The organism is Nonomuraea sp. NPDC050404, assembly GCF_040655495.1.
In the GTDB taxonomy this organism is placed as follows: Bacteria; Actinomycetota; Actinomycetes; order Streptosporangiales; family Streptosporangiaceae; genus Nonomuraea.
The window spans coordinates 1,036,544-1,051,462 of the sequence record NZ_JBFAKB010000001.1; the positions used below are offsets into that span (position 1 = coordinate 1,036,544).

General features: G+C 71.9%; 15 protein-coding genes. 6 read left to right on the top strand and 9 right to left on the bottom strand.

What is annotated here, in order from left to right; genetic code table 11:
- Positions 1 to 8: 8 nt before the first annotated feature.
- The 4 genes from AB0I81_RS04530 to AB0I81_RS04545 all read left to right on the top strand — a co-directional run bounded on the left by AB0I81_RS04530 (position 9) and on the right by AB0I81_RS04545 (position 5,325).
- Entirely contained in the window at positions 9 to 1,271 is a 1,263-nt protein-coding gene (locus AB0I81_RS04530) for a hypothetical protein (RefSeq protein ID WP_360649766.1), read from the top strand.
- On the top strand, positions 1,261 to 2,988 hold the full coding sequence (locus tag AB0I81_RS04535; RefSeq protein ID WP_360649769.1) for a DUF6055 domain-containing protein: 1,728 nt from the start codon (positions 1,261 to 1,263) through the stop codon (positions 2,986 to 2,988). The genes AB0I81_RS04530 and AB0I81_RS04535 overlap by 11 nt, the downstream gene beginning before the upstream one ends.
- A gap of 659 nt (positions 2,989 to 3,647) precedes the next feature.
- Positions 3,648 to 3,854, top strand: a complete 207-nt coding sequence (locus tag AB0I81_RS04540) for a cold-shock protein (RefSeq protein WP_360649772.1) — start codon at positions 3,648 to 3,650, stop codon at positions 3,852 to 3,854.
- 382 nt (positions 3,855 to 4,236) lie between these two features.
- Entirely contained in the window at positions 4,237 to 5,325 is a 1,089-nt protein-coding gene (locus AB0I81_RS04545) for a winged helix DNA-binding domain-containing protein (RefSeq protein ID WP_360649775.1), read from the top strand.
- 9 nt (positions 5,326 to 5,334) lie between these two features.
- Here AB0I81_RS04545 and AB0I81_RS04550 read toward each other — a convergent pair whose 3' ends face one another.
- From AB0I81_RS04550 to rpmG, 8 genes are all read right to left on the bottom strand, one after another.
- On the bottom strand, positions 5,335 to 6,606 hold the full coding sequence (locus AB0I81_RS04550; protein ID WP_360649778.1) for an MFS transporter: 1,272 nt from the start codon (positions 6,604 to 6,606) through the stop codon (positions 5,335 to 5,337).
- Complete coding sequence (locus AB0I81_RS04555) at positions 6,603 to 7,568, bottom strand: ABC transporter substrate-binding protein (protein ID WP_360650194.1); 966 nt, start codon at positions 7,566 to 7,568, stop codon at positions 6,603 to 6,605. Before AB0I81_RS04555 ends, AB0I81_RS04550 begins: the two co-directional genes overlap by 4 nt.
- A 17-nt stretch (positions 7,569 to 7,585) precedes the next feature.
- The gene (locus tag AB0I81_RS04560) at positions 7,586 to 8,383 is read right to left on the bottom strand and encodes an ABC transporter ATP-binding protein (RefSeq protein ID WP_360650197.1); all 798 of its coding nucleotides are present in this window, start codon (positions 8,381 to 8,383) and stop codon (positions 7,586 to 7,588) included.
- Positions 8,384 to 8,385: 2 nt separating this feature from the next.
- On the bottom strand, positions 8,386 to 9,408 hold the full coding sequence (locus AB0I81_RS04565) for an iron ABC transporter permease (protein WP_360650200.1): 1,023 nt from the start codon (positions 9,406 to 9,408) through the stop codon (positions 8,386 to 8,388).
- Between the two features lie 183 nt (positions 9,409 to 9,591).
- A complete protein-coding gene (gene rpmF / locus AB0I81_RS04570; protein WP_360650203.1) occupies positions 9,592 to 9,759 on the bottom strand; it encodes a 50S ribosomal protein L32 in 168 nt (55 codons plus the stop codon).
- Between the two features lie 2 nt (positions 9,760 to 9,761).
- On the bottom strand, positions 9,762 to 10,061 hold the full coding sequence (gene rpsN / locus AB0I81_RS04575) for a 30S ribosomal protein S14 (RefSeq protein WP_360649781.1): 300 nt from the start codon (positions 10,059 to 10,061) through the stop codon (positions 9,762 to 9,764).
- A complete protein-coding gene (gene rpmB / locus AB0I81_RS04580; RefSeq protein ID WP_360649784.1) occupies positions 10,061 to 10,297 on the bottom strand; it encodes a 50S ribosomal protein L28 in 237 nt (78 codons plus the stop codon). Before rpmB ends, rpsN begins: the two co-directional genes overlap by 1 nt.
- Positions 10,297 to 10,461, bottom strand: a complete 165-nt coding sequence (rpmG, locus tag AB0I81_RS04585) for a 50S ribosomal protein L33 (protein ID WP_360649786.1) — start codon at positions 10,459 to 10,461, stop codon at positions 10,297 to 10,299. The genes rpmB and rpmG overlap by 1 nt, the downstream gene beginning before the upstream one ends.
- A 73-nt stretch (positions 10,462 to 10,534) precedes the next feature.
- Here rpmG and AB0I81_RS04590 point away from each other — a divergent pair, with 73 nt between their 5' ends.
- Together AB0I81_RS04590 and rpsR are read left to right on the top strand one after the other, a co-directional pair.
- On the top strand, positions 10,535 to 11,677 hold the full coding sequence (locus AB0I81_RS04590; RefSeq protein ID WP_360649789.1) for a GTP-binding protein: 1,143 nt from the start codon (positions 10,535 to 10,537) through the stop codon (positions 11,675 to 11,677).
- Positions 11,674 to 11,910, top strand: a complete 237-nt coding sequence (gene rpsR / locus AB0I81_RS04595; RefSeq protein ID WP_360649792.1) for a 30S ribosomal protein S18 — start codon at positions 11,674 to 11,676, stop codon at positions 11,908 to 11,910. Before AB0I81_RS04590 ends, rpsR begins: the two co-directional genes overlap by 4 nt.
- A 111-nt stretch (positions 11,911 to 12,021) precedes the next feature.
- Here the strand turns inward: rpsR and AB0I81_RS04600 are convergent, their stop codons facing one another.
- Positions 12,022 to 14,862: a BTAD domain-containing putative transcriptional regulator gene (locus AB0I81_RS04600; protein ID WP_360649795.1), complete on the bottom strand. Its 2,841-nt coding sequence runs from the start codon at positions 14,860 to 14,862 to the stop codon at positions 12,022 to 12,024.
- Positions 14,863 to 14,919 lie beyond the last annotated feature (57 nt).

The window sequence follows — 14,919 nt, forward strand, 5'->3', positions numbered from 1 at the left end:
AGGTCAGAGTGAGACGATTAATCGCCGCCTTCACAGCGGTACTCGCCGCCATCGGGATCTTTCTCATCGCCGCCCAGCCCGCCGCCGCGGCCGATGTCAACCTGGCCCTCACGGCGACCGCCTCGGCGTCCTACACCTCCCCCTGGGAGAACGTCGCGGCGATCAACGACGGCATCGACCCGCCCAACTCCAACGACACCCAGAACCGCCGCTGGGGCACCTGGCCCAACACCGGTGAACAGTGGGCGCTGCTGACCTGGGCGCAGGCGCAGACGCTCACCTCCGCGCAGATCTACTTCTTCGACGACGGGGGCGGCGTGCGCGTGCCGGCCTCGTGGCGGCTGCAGCGCTGGACCGGCAGCGCGTACGCCGACATCCCCGGCTCCTACCCGACCTCCGTCAACGCCTACAACACGGTCACCTTCTCCGCCGCGGTGAACACCACGCGGCTGCGCGTGCTCATCCAGAGCGGCTCGGCCTCCGTCGGCCTGCTGGAGGTCAAGGCCATCGGGCAGGGCACCCAGCAGCCCGGCACCTGGAACCCGCCGGCGAACCTGGTCACCCCGCTGAACGAGGTCTGGCAGCATCAGGAGAGCACGTACCCCAACCTGTACGGCTTCCGCAACTACGGCTGGGACCAGATCATGGCCAACCGTGGCTCGATCAACTACTGCGTGCGCTGGGACTCCGGCGCCACGGTGACGGCGAGCCAGCGCGACCAGATCCACGCCACGCTGGCCCGCCAGTTCAAGAAGTGGATGGACGTCATGGCCGGCCACAACAACTGGCCGTACGCCGACGTGCCGCTGAAGGTGGTGGGCTGGGCCGTACGCGACCGGGCGCAGCTCCAGTGGAGCGACACCTCCGTCGACATCTACGTCAACGACATCCGCGAGAACGCCCCGCAGTGCGCGCAGGCGTGCGGCCGCTTCTTCAACCAGAGCGGCAACTACCCCAACTGTCCGGGCGGCATCTCGCACCACTACGACATGTCGCTCTGGCTGACCGCCGGCATGGGCGGCGGCGCGGGCGGCGACTGGGGGCAGCGGCTCGGCAGCGAGTACTACATGAGCAACCTCAACACCAACAACATGCACATCCTGCTGCACGAGATCGGACACAGCTTCGGCCTGGACGACTTCTACGACTGGACGCCGACCGGCCAGTGCTGCTTCCTGATGAAGGCGGGCAGCGCGTCGTCGATCACGGACTTCGACGCGTGGATGTTCCGGGACTGGTGGCGCCACCTGAAGAGCCGCTATGGCTACTAGGATCGCGGCAGTCCTCTGCCTCTTCCTCGCACTGCTGGTCACACCGTCCCAGACCGCCACGGCGGCGGCCAAGACGGTCTATATCCCCGCGCGCTGGGCGAGCACCGGCGAGGTGCCCTGGGTCGCCCAGCGCACCAAGGAGTCGGCCAACTTCATCCTGCTGTGGGGCGACCGTTCCGGCACCGATCCCAGGAACGCCCCCAGCCAGTACCGCTTCGACCCCGACAACATCCTCGGCCAGCTCGAAAACCTCTACTCCTTCTACGTGAACACCATGCGGTTCACGCCGGAGACGGGCCTGCTCGCCCAGCACAAGATCATCGTGATCATCACCAGGACCTGGTCGAACGCCCCGCTGGACGCCTGGGCCACGGGCGGCTCCACCGACGGCAGGGTCGGCGTCATCAACATCGCCCCCGGCGCGGCGCTGCCCGGTTCGTGGGGGCTGGCGCACGAACTGGCGCACGTGTTCCAGAACTACACCTTCCTCGGCAGGCCGGGCTACGGGTTCACCCATCCGGGCTCGGGCACGTTCTGGGAGGCCAGCGCCGAGTTCATGGCGATGCAGGTCTACCCGAGGACCGCCGCGGGCGACCTGACCAGGTTCATCCGCACGGAGAACCTCGCCTACAGCAGCAGCCGCCACCACTACGGCGCCTGGATGTTGCTGCAGTACATCAAGGACCGCGACGGCCTGGCCATGTTCAACCGCATCTGGAACGAGGCCAGGAACACCGAGCATCCGCTGGAGGTCTACCGGCGCATCGCCGGCATCGACCAGGCGGAGCTCAACCGCCGGGTCGGCGAGTACGCCCAGCGCAACGTCACCTGGGACTACTCCAACCGGGCCGACTTCATGCCGTTCATCAACTCCCTGTATCCCTTCATCACCGCCTACAACGGCGTGCCGGTGCTGGCCGTCAACGCCGCGGCCGGCCACTTCCGCGTCTCCGACGCCCTCGCGCCGTCCGACTACGGCTACAACAAGATCCGCCTGGTCCCGAGCAGCGACGGGGCCCTGATCCGGATGCGGTTCCGCGGGCATATCAACTCCGCGGCGCAGTCGGGATGGACGTACGGGTTCGTCGCGGTGCGCAACGGCGTCCCGCGGTACGGCCCCGTGCACAACTCGTCGAACGGCGAGGTGACCTTCCAGACCCAGCCCGGCGAGAGGGACGTCTACCTCGTGGTCACCGGCGCGCCCGGAGCCGTGCACAAGTACGCCTACCTCGACGGATACCCGAAGAACTACCGTTACCCGTACCAGTTCCGGCTCCAGGGCGCCACGCCGTGGGGCTTCGAGCCCGGCCACGTGCGGCCGCCCGCGCCCGGCAACGGGCGCTGGCACTCCAACGGCGGCGGCTGGGTGGACAATCGGGCCAACGTGGCCGCCACCGCCTACGTCGGCCCCCGGGCCGCCGTCTACGGCAACAGCACCGTCAGCGGCAACGCCCGCATCGAGGACCTGGCCTGGGTCAACAGCGGCGCCACCGTCACCGGCAACGCCGTGGTCAAGAACAGCGCCCTGGTCCAGGGCGGGGCCAACCTCAGCGGGAGCGTGGTCGTGGGCGGCGACGCCGAACCGGCCACGGCCTGCGGTTCCGGGACGTACCTGATGTTCAACCCCGACCGGCGCTGCGACGGCGGCGGGGGCGAGCAGGACGTCAACCCGCCCCACCCGATCTTCAGCGACGCCGACCTGGCCTTCGGCGGCTGACCGAGCGGTTGAACACGGGAGCGGGCGCCCAGCAGGGCGCCCGCTCCATCATGTGGCGCTCTTTCCCCGCCGTGACCTGCGCGGCCTCAGGAGGAGCAGCGCGAGGCACGCCGTGAGGAGTTCTGCCACCGGGAAGCTGACCCACACCCCACCGTCCCGAACCGGCCCAGCGCGAAGAGCGGCGGCGCCACCCCGGCGAACGGGTAGACGAACGCGAGCACCCGCAGCGCGTCGGCCGCCTGCTCCCGTACCGCCCGGTCGTCGGTGAACAGGGCGACCAGCGGCTCGGCCAGCAGGAGCAGGCGTGCCAGAGTTGCCGGCGGACCGGCCCGGTGCCCATGGCGGCGGCATGGTCTCGTCCGGTGTCACGGGCCCGCAACGGCAATGGCTCCCCATGTGTCGGCAAATGGCAGGCAATATAGCCGAGTCACGGGCCACCGGAGGGCCGCCGGGAAGGGGGTGAGGTTTGTGGGGCCTCAACCTGCGTGTTAATCTGGGGGCGTTGCAGTTGTGGTACCCATAAAGACTTGTGCGCACCTGAACACATTGTGACTTCAGGTGCGTTTTTGTTTTCCCGGTCATCTCCGGACGGGCTCACGCAGGCGACACGGGGGTCCGCGTTGTGCGGACTTCGTCCAGGTCTATCACAGGAGATCATCATGTCGACCGGAACCGTGAAGTGGTTCAACTCGGAAAAGGGCTTCGGCTTCATCGCGCAGGACGGCGGCGGCGCCGACGTCTTCGCGCACTACTCCAACATCGTCTCCAACGGCGGCTACCGTGAGCTCGTCGAGGGCCAGAAGGTGGCCTTCGACGTGGTCCAGGGCCAGAAGGGCCCGCAGGCGGAGAACATCGTTCCCGCCTGACACGCACGCAGCCACGAGCCGGGGCCCGCATCCGCAAGGATGCGGGCCCCGTCCCGTTTATCCCGCCCCCGACGCGTGGATGCGGGTCCCGCCCCGTTTTAGCCCGCCCCAGACGCGGGGATGCGGGCCCGTCCCGTTCATCCCGCTCGAGCGCGGGGATGCGGGCCCCAGTCTGTTTTAGCCCGCCCCAGACGCGGGCCGCCCCACCGCCCGGGCGCGCCAAGTTTTGGGTTTTGTCCGCATATCGCCCGGAGAAGCGGTCACAAACTGTCCGCTTCCCCTGCGATCGTGGTCCTGTGCCATGCAGCGACGACACCCCGGAGGACCCGACCGCCGTGACCGCAATGACCATCCCCGGCGCCGGCAAGCGAGGGGTGCCGCGATGACCGTACTGGACACCCGGGCACTCAACCGCGCCACGCTCGCCAGGCAGTTGCTGCTCGACCGCTCCGACCTGCCGGCGTTCGACGCCGTCGCGCATCTGGGCGGCCTGCAGGCGCAGGAGCCGCAGGAACCGTTCATCGGGCTCTGGTCACGACTGCGCGACTTCACCCCGGCGGCGCTGTCCGACCTGCTGACCGGGCGGCGCGTGGTGCGGCTCGCCCTCATGCGCCGCACCGTGCACCTCATGACCGCCGAGGACGTCCTGGCCTGGCGGGCCCGCCACGACGCCATGCTGCGCCAGAAGGTGCTGGGCGTCTACCGCCGCGAGCTCGCCGGGGTGGATCTCGACGAGCTCGCGGCGGCGGGCCTGGCGGTGATGGCCGACGGCGAGCCCCGCACGATGGGCGAGCTCGCGCGGGCGCTGGCCGGACGCTGGCCGGAGGCGGGGACGCGGCCGCTGGGCGAGATGCTGGTCGCCGCACTCCTGCCGATGGCGCAACTGCCGCCGCGCGGGTTGTGGCGTACGAAGGCGGGAGCGCGTTACGCGCCGCTCGCCACCTGGCTGGGCCGCGACGTCGACCCGCTCTCCCCCGACGCCGCCGACCCGGTAGGCCAGGCGATGGTGCGGCGTTACCTGGCCGCGTACGGCCCCGCCGCCTCGGCCGACCTGCGTGCCTGGTGCGGCCTGGCCGGGCTGCCCGCCGCCGTGGCCGCCGTCCGCGAGGAGCTGGTGAGCTTCCGCGACGAGCGCGGCCGCGAGCTGCTGGACCTGCCCGGCGCGCCGCGCCCCGACCCCGGCATCCCCGCCCCGGTACGGTTCCTGCCCGCCTTCGACAACGCGATCCTCGGCTACCACGACCGCGGCCGGATCATCGACGACGAACACCGCGGCCTGTCGGTCGCGGGCGAACGCGTGGTGCTGGTCGACGGCCGGGTCTCCGCCACCTGGACCGTCAAGGAGGACACGGTGCTCGTCACCCCGCTGCGCGACCTCTCCCCCGCCGACCGCACCGACGTCGCCGAGCAGGGGCAGGCGCTGGCCGCGTTCCTCTCCGACGGCGAAAGCCGGCGTATACAGGTGCTTTGAGCGTCCCGCTCAACCTTCCGTAACCGGCCGGTCCGGGCTTGTTTCCCGTGCGGCGGAGAAGTGCCGGCTGCTGGGGGTCAGGGCCGCCGCGGCGGGGGCCAGGAAGCACACCAGCGCGCAGACGGCCAGGACCGGCTGCCAGCCGAAGGCGTCCATTGCGGGGGCGAGGAAGGCCAGGCCGACGGGGGCCAGGCCGTAGGAGACGAGGAAGTCGAGCGAGGAGACCCGCGCGAGCAGGCGCGGCTCCACCTCGCGCTGGGTGGCGGTGAACCAGGGCACGTTGAACAGCTCGATGCCCAGGCCGGCCAGCGCGTAGGCGGCGAACACCAGGGCGGGGTGGGCCGGCAGCAGCAGGCTGAGGGGCGCGAGTCCGTACAGGGCCAGGCCGGCCAGCGCGGCCCAGCCCTGGGAGCGCGGCTTCCAGCGGCTCATGAGCACGGCCCCGACGATCGCGCCGAGGGTGTAGGCGGTCAGTGCCGCCGCGAGCACCGCCTCGCTCCCGTAGCTGTCGCGGCTGACCAGGGGAAGCGCCACTCCGGTGGCGGAGTAGCCGGTGAAGATCACGGCTGCCAGCGCGGCCAGCCCGGCGAGGAACCACGGATGCCGCCGCGCTTCCCGCGCCCCCTCGCCGAACTCCCGCACGAGCTCGCCCACGCCGAACCCTTTTGACCGCCCGGCTTCGCCCGCGTCCCGTACGGGCACTCCCCGAGGGGGCAGGAGCGCGGCGACCAGCCACAGCAGTGCGATGGCCACGAGCAGCGACCAGGTGTCCATGACGACCGCCAGCAGCGCGGTGCCCGCCGGCGCGACCAGCGTGGTGACGCGCACCGCCAGCGTGATGGCGGCGTTGGCCTGATGGCGTCGTTCGGGGTGCACGATCTCCGCGGTGAGCGCCTGGAAAGCGGGCCGGCACGCGCCCTGCCCGGCCCCCGCGACCGCGGCCGCCGCGGCCATGAGCAGGACGGAGCGGCCGAGCCCGAGCGCGATGAACGGGGTGGCGAGCGCGGCGGCCAGCCCGGACCACAACACCACCGCCCGGCGCGAGTACCGGTCGGCCAGCACCCCCGCGACCGGCACCGCGGCCAGGAATCCCACGGTACGGGCGGCCAGCACGATCCCGAGGCCGGCGGCGGTGAGGGTGCGGTCGAGCACCGCGAGGCCGAGCACGAACGGCAACGCCCAGGTCGCCAGGCCGGAGGCGGTCGTACCGGACCACAACCGCAGAAAGGCGAGGTCGCGCAGCACCGACCGGCCGCCCGGGGAAAACGTGGTAGTGGTCATTTCTCCAACTCGCGCAGGTATGTGGCGAAACCCTCCAAGCCGTCGATGTTACGGGGCCCGCTGATGCCCTCGTTGTAGTCCAGGATGTGGAAGCGGTCGTTGACGACGGCGGGCAGCTTGCTGGTGGCGGGGTACTCCTTCAGGAACTTGATCTTCTCCGCCGCCGGTTTGTCCCCGTAGTCGAGGATGATGATGACCTCCGGCTTGGCTTCGACCACGGCCTCCCAGGTCACCTCGCTCCAGCGGGCGTCCAGGCCGGCGAAGACGTTCCGGCCGCCGGCGAAGCGGATGATGTCGTTGGGCGGCACCTGGCTGCCGGCGGTGAAGGGCTTGTCGGTGCCCGAGTCGTACAGGAAGACCGGCACCGGCTCCCCCTTGGGCGCCTGGCCGCGTACCGCTTCCACCCGTGCGCGGTATCCGGCGATCAGGGAGCGGGCCCGGTCCTCGACGCCGAAGATCTGCCCGAGGCGTTCGAGGTCGGTGTAGAGGCCCTCGAAGGGGGTCAGGCGTTCGGGATAGCCGGGGTAGTTGTAGCAGGATTCGGCGTGCATGAAGCTCTGGATCTTCAGGCCGTCGAGGATGGCGGGGGTGATGCCGCGCTGGTCGCTGAAGCCCGAGCGCCAGCCGGCGACCACGAGGTCGGCCTTGGCCTCGACGACCAGCTCGCGGTTGAGCAGGTCGTCGCTGAGCATCTTGACCTTGGCGTACTCGGCGGCCCACGGTGATTCCTGGACCGGCGGGTTGGCGGGCGGCATGACGTAGCCGTGCACGTGCCGGGTGAGCCCGAGTGCGAACAGCTTGTCCGCGCTGCCGGCCTCGTAGGCGACGGCGCGGCGCGGCAGGGTGTACTCGACCTCCTGCCCGCACCTCTTGACCGTCACCTTCCGCGCGGTCGCGGCGCCCTCCACCTGGGCGCCGCAGCCGGTCAGGAGGAGCGTGCCGGTCAGGGCGGCGGCGGTCATCGATCGAAAACGCGTGGTCACGCGGGGGTTCCTTCCGTGGAGGAGGTGGCCGAGCCCAGGTCGTAGAGCACCTGGGGAACTCCGGTGAGCGGGTGCGGGACGACGCTCGCCTCGACGCCGAAGACGTCGCGCAGGAGCGCCTCGGTGAGGACCTCGCGCGGCGGCCCGGCGGCCACGAGGCGTCCCCGTGACAACACCGTGAGCCGGTCGCAGGCGGACGCGGCCAGGTTGAGGTCGTGCAGGGTGACGAGCACGCTCATACCGGTGTCCCTGAGCATGGCCAGCAGCCGGATCTGGTGGTGCAGGTCGAGGTGGTTGGTGGGCTCGTCCAGGATCAGGAAGCGCGGTTCCTGTACGAGGGCGCGGGCCACCAGGACGCGCCGGCGTTCGCCACCGGACAACGACAGCACCCCGCGGTGCGCCAGGTGCGCGACCTCCATGCGGGACATGGCCTGCCGGCACAGCTCCCGTTCGCGGGCGCTGAGCGCCTGGTTGCCGCGCAGGTGCGGGGCGCGGCCGAGCGCGACGATCTCCTCGACGGTGAAGTCCAGGTCGGCCCCGTCCTCCTGGGTGAGGGCGGCGATCATCCTGGCGCTGTCGCGCAGCGGCACGCGGGTCAGGTCGGCGCCGTCCACGCGCACCGCGCCACCGGCCGGCCGCAGCGCGCGGTAGACGCACCGCAGCGCCGTCGTCTTGCCCGAGCCGTTGGGCCCGATCAGGCCGACGACCTGCCCTTTCTCCACCGCGAGCGTCAGATCCTCAACGATCGCCGCGCCGTCGATGGACACCGAGAGCTCATCCAGCAGCAAGGTCATCTTCATCGCCCTCCGAACAGATAACCGCGGCGGCGCAGCAGGACGACGAACACCGGGACGCCCACCAGCGCGGTGATCACGCCCAGCGGCAGTTCGCGCGGCGCCACCAGAGTCCTGGCGACCAGGTCGGCCCACACCATGAAGATCGCCCCGACCAGCGGGGCGATCGTGAGCACGCGTACGTGCGCCGCGCCCACCCACAGCCGCACCAGGTGCGGCATGACCAGCCCGACGAACCCGATCGCGCCGCTGACCGCGACCATCGCGCCGGTCGCCAGCGACGTCAGCACGAACAGGCCCCTGCGCACCCTGAGCGTGTCCACGCCCAGGCTCGCCGAGGTCTCATCGCCCAGGGCGAGCACGTCCAGGCCGCGCGCGAACCGGCGCAGCACCACGACGCAGACGCCGGTGACGACGGCCACGACCGGCAGCGCGCCCCACGTGGCCGCGCCGAAGCCGCCCATCGACCAGAACAGCACCGTGCTGGTCGACTCCCCGTCCGGCATGAAGTACACGATCAGGCTCATCACCGCCTGGAACCCGAACGCCATGGCCACGCCGGTGAGCACCAGCCGCAGCGGCGCCAGGCCGCCCGCGCCGCGCGAGGCCAGGTAGACCAGCGCCGAGACGAGCAGCGCCCCGAGGAAGGCGCCGGTGGAGACCGCGTAGATGCCCATCGCGGTGAGCGCGCCCGAGGCGCTGACCAGCACCGCCCCGGCGGACGCCCCCGACGACACGCCGAGGACGAACGGGTCGGCCAGCGCGTTGCGCACCATCGCCTGGATCGCCACCCCGACGACGCTGAGCCCGGCGCCCACCAGGACCGCCAGCAGCACGCGCGGCGTGCGGACCTGCCAGATGATCTGGTACGCGGTGACCTCGCCGGCCGTGATCGAGCCGCCGGTCACGGCCGCCCAGAGGTAGCGGAGCGTGTCCCCCGGGGCCACGGCGGCGGCGCCCAGACCGATCGCCAGCAGCACCGACACCGCCAGCACCACGGCCAGTCCCGTGACGATCAGCGCCATCGGGGCGGTCGAGGTGGGAGGCACGTCGTCAGACCTCGGGACCGCGACCGGCGCGGCTGCGGGACCTGACTCGGGTAACGATCTCACGGACTCTCCAGACAATGACAATCATTTCCACGAGACCGTATCACTACAAATCGGCCCGCCGCGCGGCCCATCACCCACGCGGCGGGCCGGTTCACCTCACTCGGCCGTGAGCAGCCCCCGCTGATAGGCGCGGACGAGGCGGCGCGGCACCAGCAACTCCCGCCCGTTCACGGTGATGGGGACGAGATCGGGCGCGGCGGCCTTCCACTGGCTGCGGCGGTGGCGGGTGTTGGCTCGGGAGGTCCTGCGCTTGGGCACGGCCATGGTCACCAGCTCGCCTTCGTGATGCCGGGCAGCTCGCCGCGGTGCGCCATCTGCCTGAAGCGCACCCGGGAGAGCCCGAACTTGGTCAGGTGGCCGCGGGGACGGCCGTCGACGGAGTCGCGGTTGCGGACGCGGGTGGCGCTGGCGTCGCGTGGCTGGCGGGCCAGCTCCCGCATGGCCTGCGCCCGCTCCTGCGGCGTACCGGTGCGGATGAGCTCCTTCAGCTCGGCCCGCCGCTCCGCGTGGCGCAAAACCACGGCCTTGCGCCGCTCATTGGCGGCGATCTTGCTCTTCTTGGCCATCAGATCCGCTCCCCTCTGGCCCGGATGCGGGCGACCGCCTCCTCGATGCCGATCCTGTCGATCGTCTTGATCGCGCGGGCGCTCAGCGTCAGCCGGACGTGGCGGCCCTCACCCGGCAACCAGTAGCGCCGCCGCTGGATGTTGGGGTTCCACCGGCGCCGGGTGCGGCGGTGGGAGTGGGAGACGTTGTTGCCGAAGACCGGCCGGACGCCGGTGAGCTGGCAGTGCGCGGACATCAGCGCTCCTCCCGGAACAACACGTGCTGCCGGATCTTGGGGTCGTACTTGCGCAGCGTCAGCCTGTCCGGCGTGTTCCTGCGGTTCTTCCTGGTCACGTAGGTGTAGCCGGTGCCGGCCGTGGACCGGAGTTTGATCACGGGACGCACCTCGTTTCTCGCCAAAGCGGTTCCTTTCCACTCGTTGACTCGTGCCATGATAATGAAAACGGTTATCGATTTAGCAACTGGAAGCTCGGTGCCTACTCCCGTCGTCCTCGTCGCGGGCCTGCACGGATCGGCCCGCACCGCCGCCGTCGACCGGCTGCTCGCCGACCATCCGGGGTCACTCGCCGTCCACCACGACCTGCGCGAGGTCGTACGGGGACGGGTCAGGCGCACCGTCCGCGACCCGACGGGCGTGCTGGACACGGCCGACCTGCGGCTGGCACACGGCTGCGTCACCTGCACCGTGCGCGAAGACCTCATCCCCCAGCTCGTCCTGCTCGCGCCCAGGGCGGCGCTGCTGATCGTGGACCTGTGGGACTCGGTGGAGCCGCGCTCGGTGGCCGAGGCCGTCGACTGCGACGAGGCGCGGCAGACCCTGCGGCTCACCGCCGTGCTCACCGCCCTGGACGCCGAGGCCCTGCCCGACGACATCACCCGGGGCGAGCGGCTCATCCAGGTCGGCAAGCCCGCGGCCGGCGGCGACCGGCGCTACCTGGCCGAGGTCCTGGCCCGGCAGCTCGAATACGCCACCGGCCTGGTCCTGCACGGCGGCGACGAGGACGACAGGGAGCTGTCCCGCAGCGTCCTGGCGCACCTCGCGCCCGTCACGCCCGTCCACACCGCCGGCTCGCTGCCTTCGTGCACCGGCGCCGCCCTGTGCGCGGGTGAGCTGGCCGAACGCGTGGACCCGGCCACCGCGCGGCTCCCCTGCGACGCCCAGACCGACGAGATCGTCACCGCCGTCTGGCGCAGCCGCCGCCCGCTGCATCCCGGGCGCCTGTTCGACGCCGTGGACGAGCTGGTCACCGAGTCCGTACGCTCACGCGGCCGGTTCTGGCTGGCCGGCCGCCCCAGCAGGTTGCTGGCCTGGGACGCGGTCGCCGGCATCGTCTCGGTCGAGGACGGCGGCCCGTGGCTGGCCGCGCTGCCCGAGGCCGCCTGGGACCTGGTCGCCCCCGCCCGCCGCCTGGCCGCCGCGCTCGACTGGGAGGACGGGCACGGCGACCGCGTACAGCACCTCGTCTTCACCGGCCCCGGCCTCGATCCCGTCCGCTTCCGCGCGCTGCTCGACTCCTGCCTGCTCACCGAGGAGGAGCAGGACGCCGGGCCGCCCGCCTGGGCCCGGTACGACGACCCGTTCGCCCCGATTCTCGACCTCAAGGAGACCGCGTGAAGAACCGCCGCGCCCCGCGCAAGAGGGCCAACCCGCTGACGCACGTCGAACGCATCGACTACAAGGACCTCAACCTGCTGCGCAAGTTCGTCTCCGACCGGGGCAAGATCCGCAGCCGGCGCGTCACCGGCGTCACCGTCCAGCAGCAGCGCCTGCTCGCCAGGGCCATCAAGAACGCCCGCGAGATGGCCCTGCTCCCCTACGCCTCCCGCCCCGGCGACATGCCCGGATAAATTCCGTTAAAGGACTCATCCGGATGGCGGGCTCCGCACGAACCATGGCTGGGGCCGTACACATATGCGGTGGTCCCGGCGCACGGTGGGCCGGGACCCCATCCGCGGGCGTCAGGGGGCGACGTCCTTCAGCAGGGTGCGCATCTCCTCGGCCTCCGGCACGCCGAGCTCCTCGTAGAGGCCGAGTGCCAGCCGCCCATGTTCGCCGGCCCGCGCCGATCGCCCGAGCGCGAGGCAGGCGCGGGCCAGCCCGTCGTGGGCGCGCGCCCGCTCCGGCCGGTTGCGCGTGGCGTCGGCGAGCGCCAGCGCGGCCTCGTGCTCCCCGGCCGCCCGCGCCGGATCGCCCGCCGCCTCGGCCAGCCCGTTGAGTGCGGCGGCCTCGTCGGCGGTGTTGCCGAGCCGGCGGTAGAGCGCCGCGGCCTGCTCGTGGCGGGCGCGCGCCTCGGCGAGCTCGCCCTGGCCGCGCAGGACGACGCCGAGATGGTTGAGTATGACCGCCTCACCTGCCGGGTCGCCGACCTTGCGGTAGAGCGCGAGCGCCAGGTCGAGGTGGATGCGGGCCTCCTTCGGCCGGCCGGCGCGGTCGAGCACGAGGGCGAGGATGCCCAGCACGTGCGCCTCGCCCCAGGTGTCGGCGCCGATCCTGGCCAGGTCGAGCGCCTTCTTGAGGTGCTGCTCCGCCTGCGCGTCCTGCCGCCGGCGCTGGGCCACGTTGCCCAGCGTGAGCAGCGCCCGAGCGCATTCGCCTGGTTCGTCCCAGGCGTCGAGGACCCGCCGGGCGTGCTCCTGCGCGCGCTCGTACTCGCCGAGCCGCCAGTACGTCCACGCCAGCTCGGTGAGCGCCCGCGCCTGGACCGCGCGGTCGCCGAGCTCGCAGCTGCGCTGGAGCGCCAGGGTGTGCAGCGTGAGCGCGTCGTCGTGGTGCGCCTGCCGTTCGAGGTAGGGGCCGATGGCCAGGGCCAGGAATCCGAGGCAGATCTTGGGCCCGTGCACGGCGGTCGCGATGATGTTGGAGCGCTCGGCGTCGAGCCAGACGCCGGCCTCCGCCGCGTCGCGGATGGGCGCGATCGGGGACTCCGGCTGGGGGATCCCCTCCCGCTGGGCGATGCTGTGCGGGAACAGCCGGTCCACCGCCGCTCGCGAGCGATGCAGGTAGTAGACGAGCAGCCGCATGAGCGCCCCGTCGTCCTCGGCGAGGCCGCGGGCGTGCTCGCGGAGCAGGTCGTGGAAGGTGTAGCGGCCCGGTTCGAGCTGCAGCAGCATGTGGGCGTCGAGGAGCCCTTCGAGGAGCTCTTCCGCCTCCTCCTCCGGGATGCCGGCCAGCGCGGCCGCGGCGCAGGTGTCGATGTCGCGGCCGGGCGCCTGCCCGAGCAGGCGGAACATGCGCTGCTCGGCCTCATGGAGCTGCTCGTAGGACAGGGCGAAGGCCGCCGAGACGCCGTCCAGCAGTCGGCGGTGGTCGCGCAGCCGGCCGGCCAGGTAGGACACGGTCCAGCGGGGGCGGTGCTGGAGGCGGGCGGCCGCGATCCTGATGGCCAGCGGGAGGTGCCCGCACAACCGCAGCACCTCGCGTACGGCGTCGGGTTCCGCGCGGGCGCGGTCGCCCGCGATCCGCTCGAACAGCCCGGCGGCGTCCTGCTCGTCCAGCACGTCCATCGACAGCGCGTGGGCCCCGTCCAGGTCCACGAGCCGCCGCCTGCTGGTGATCAGGATGAGGGTGTCGGAGTGGCCGGGCAGCAGCGGGCGTACGTGGTCGGCGTCGGTGGCGTTGTCCAGCACGGCGAGCACCCGGCGGCCGGCCAGCTCGGCGCGCCAGAGGGCGCTGCGCTCGGCCGGCGGGACCGGGATGCGGTCGGCGGGCACGCCGAGCTGGCGCAGGAGCGTCTCCAGCGCGGCGGCGGAGTCGATCGGCTCGTGGCCGGCGGTGTGGGCCCGCAGGTCGATGAAGAGGCGGCCGTCCGGGTAGTGCTCGGCCAGGCGGTGGGCCACGTGGACGGCGAGCGCGGTCTTGCCGATCCCGGCCATGCCGTCGATCGTGACGACCGCCGACCGCTCGCCTCCCACCAGCCGCTCCAGCTCGGCGGTACGTCCGGAAAAATCGGGAATGTCGTAGGGCAGGAAGGTGGAGCGACGCGGCGGCGCGGAACCCACCGGCGTCTCCCCGGCCGGGCGCGATGCCCGATCCTCCGCCAGGACCGGATCGCTCATCGGGACCGGATCGCTCATCGGGACCGCCTCGATCGGGCGTAGGGCCGGATCGTCTCTCAGGACCGCCCGCTCAAGCTCGGTGAAGGCGTGCCCGGGGTCGAGGCCCTGCTCCTCCGCCAGCGCCGTACGGTAGGAACGGGCCGCCGCGAGGGCGTCGGCCTGCCTCCCCGCCCGGTGCAGCGCCAGGACGAGGTGGCCGTTGAGCCTTTCGCGCAGCGGGTTCGCGCTCACCTGGGCGGCCAGCTCGTCGAGCAGGTCGCCGTGCCGGCCCGCGGCCAGCTCATCCTCCGCCAGCCGCTCGTACGCCGCCAGCCGCCGGTCGTTCCAGAGCTCCCTGACGCCGCCCGCGTAATGCGCGTGCACGTCCTCCAGCGCCTCACCGCGCCACAACTCCAGGGCCCCGCGCAGCTCACCGGCCGCCACCAGGTCGGTGAACTCCCGCGCGTCGACCTGCCCAGGCTCGGGCCGTGCGACATACCCGCCGGCGCTCGTCTCCAGCAGCCGCTCGGCCCCCGCGCCGCGCAGCACCTTGCGGATGGCGGTGATGGAGGCGTGGATCTGCGATCGGGCGGTGTCGGGGCGGTCGTAGCCCCACATCGCCTCGATCAGCCGCTCGATGCTGATCACCCGGTCGGCGTTCAGCAGGAGATAGGCCAGTACGGCCCGGTGACGTGGGGCGATGCCCGTCAGGGGCACGCCGTCGGCGATCAGCTGGACGGGACCGAGAAGAGTGAAGCGCACCATCGTCGTCCCCCCATCTCCGTCGCATCGCGGACGCATAGCGAATGTATCAACCCGGAC

Bases quoted from the DNA above. Each gene is read 5' to 3' on its own strand.
- AB0I81_RS04555 (WP_360650194.1), bottom strand. From the start codon at position 7,568: ATGACCGCCGCCGCCCTGACCGGCACGCTCCTCCTGACCGGCTGCGGC.
- rpmF (WP_360650203.1), bottom strand. From the start codon at position 9,759: ATGGCCGTGCCCAAGCGCAGGACCTCCCGAGCCAACACCCGCCACCGC.
- AB0I81_RS04565 (WP_360650200.1), bottom strand. From the start codon at position 9,408: ATGGCGCTGATCGTCACGGGACTGGCCGTGGTGCTGGCGGTGTCGGTG.
- AB0I81_RS04540 (WP_360649772.1), top strand. From the start codon at position 3,648: ATGTCGACCGGAACCGTGAAGTGGTTCAACTCGGAAAAGGGCTTCGGC.
- AB0I81_RS04600 (WP_360649795.1), bottom strand. From the start codon at position 14,862: ATGGTGCGCTTCACTCTTCTCGGTCCCGTCCAGCTGATCGCCGACGGC.
- rpsN (WP_360649781.1), bottom strand. From the start codon at position 10,061: ATGGCCAAGAAGAGCAAGATCGCCGCCAATGAGCGGCGCAAGGCCGTG.
- AB0I81_RS04545 (WP_360649775.1), top strand. From the start codon at position 4,237: ATGACCGTACTGGACACCCGGGCACTCAACCGCGCCACGCTCGCCAGG.
- AB0I81_RS04560 (WP_360650197.1), bottom strand. From the start codon at position 8,383: ATGACCTTGCTGCTGGATGAGCTCTCGGTGTCCATCGACGGCGCGGCG.
- AB0I81_RS04550 (WP_360649778.1), bottom strand. From the start codon at position 6,606: ATGACCACTACCACGTTTTCCCCGGGCGGCCGGTCGGTGCTGCGCGAC.
- AB0I81_RS04535 (WP_360649769.1), top strand. From the start codon at position 1,261: ATGGCTACTAGGATCGCGGCAGTCCTCTGCCTCTTCCTCGCACTGCTG.
- rpmB (WP_360649784.1), bottom strand. From the start codon at position 10,297: ATGTCCGCGCACTGCCAGCTCACCGGCGTCCGGCCGGTCTTCGGCAAC.